At 45.4% G+C, this 1,041-nt stretch carries 1 protein-coding gene; it reads right to left on the bottom strand.

Annotated elements, in window-relative coordinates:
• The coding region (locus Q0236_RS06990; RefSeq protein ID WP_297916363.1) for a nitrate- and nitrite sensing domain-containing protein at positions 1 to 1,041 on the bottom strand (1,041 nt) is incomplete at both ends.

Here is a 1,041-nt window from a genome sequence, read left to right as displayed (position 1 = left end):
CCTTTTGATAGGCGATCAGATCGAGCGCGTCCTCGATAAGCGAGTAAGCTTTATTAACGCCTTCGCTCGTCCTAACGTCGATATGTTCGTGCTGATCAGTAAGATCGCCGATTCGGCTAAGCACGTTTCCTAGATCGGTAACGTTCTGTCTTAGGCGCTTTACAATACCCAAAGCAAATATAACGAGCACGATAGCTAAGCCCCAAATTCCAATTGCGATGAAGAGGTTTCTAAGTCTTTCCGCCAAATACCTATCGGCATGTACCGTAAGCTCTTCGTTGATTTTTTTGGAAATGTTACTTAGCATCTGGTATTTTTGCGTAGTTAGCGTAAACCACTCCGCAAACGGAACGCTATAATGCCCCTCGTCGGCCTCTTGCTGTAAAAGCGCGGAAACTCTCGCAGCCTCTCTTAGCGTATTTTGAGATTCCGGATTGTTTAAAATTTCTAAGATCGCGCCTCTTGCGGAAGACTCCGGCAGGAAGTAGTAGTTAGGCAGCGAACTTGCAAGGTTAAAATTTGCCCACGTTCTTAACTGAGACGGATTCATCGCCTTACTTCCGATGATGTATTCGATGATATAATCACGCTCCGAGGCCGTTGCGTCTATCGCTTCGTAGGTATTAAGTAGCGAAATAGTCCAAACCGTAATGTTTGAGCTTGCCGAACCCTCTCTTAAAACCCTTTGAACCACCTCGATATTGTCGTCTAGCTTCTGAAAGTATGAGCTAAAAAGTTCGCTAAAGCTTTTGGATTGGGCGTCAACATCTTTTCTTATCTGCGGTAGCCCGGCTAATAAATTTTGTATTTCGGCTTCAGCGGCGATTAACTCGTCGTTTCCGGTGCCGGAAGCAAAAAAATCAAATATCTTCTTAATTACGACATTTTCGTTTTCGACCTTGGTTTTTTTATAATTTTCGAGCGCCTCGTCGGTTCTTTTACGCTGACTGGTAAGCAAGGTGCCCATGCCCGGGTTTCCTTCGCTACCTAAAAAGGCGGACGTAATACCACGCTCTTTATCGACCTGCTCCATCAGGGTCG

It is taken from the genome of uncultured Campylobacter sp., from assembly GCF_938031315.1.
GTDB lineage: Bacteria > Campylobacterota > Campylobacteria > Campylobacterales > Campylobacteraceae > Campylobacter_B.
This window is presented reverse-complemented; position numbering and strand designations above follow the sequence as displayed.